Source organism: Nostoc sp. 2RC (assembly GCF_014222165.1).
Lineage (GTDB): Bacteria > Cyanobacteriota > Cyanobacteriia > Cyanobacteriales > Nostocaceae > Nostoc > Nostoc linckia.
Window position 1 is genome coordinate 1 of record NZ_JACKZU010000799.1, and the last position, 490, is coordinate 490.

Annotated in this window: 1 pseudogene; it reads right to left on the reverse strand. The window is 39.6% G+C overall.

From position 1 onward, the window contains the following. Positions 1-190: 190 nt before the first annotated feature. Positions 191-424: pseudogene (locus GNE10_RS35040) on the reverse strand (hypothetical protein); the annotation flags it as partial. Positions 425-490: the final 66 nt, after the last annotated feature.

Here is a 490-nt window from a genome sequence, read left to right on the forward strand (position 1 = left end):
GCCGTGTGAATCGAAAGATTCATGCACGGTTTTGTAGCCGAGTCAGGAGGGTGACTTCCTGGCTTAGGCATCTCATCATGTAGCTGGAGTTGAATTAACCTTTAATTTCTAGCATAAAAAGCCGGAAATATTATCCCCGATATGGCTATTTTTATGAATTGACAATGGGATATAACTGATAAATAAAATATCAAGATTGCCTACCAAACCTAGCAATTAATTCCTCCCGTGACAACTGCATGAGTAATGGAGTAAACTCTTGTGGTGGTAAGGCTAATAATGGTTCAATAATTGCTTGAAGATTGTTATCTAATGAACCAAAACGAACTTGTAATAAGTTTTCCACTACAAGGCGTTCTCCTTCCAGTTTGGCTTGTTCCCGGTCTTGCTGGTAAAGTGGTTCTAGCCGCATGATTAACTCCCTAGTGCGATTCGTTTAACCCAAATGAGTAGAAATACTCTCTTAAGGTTAGCTAGGTTAACCAACCTA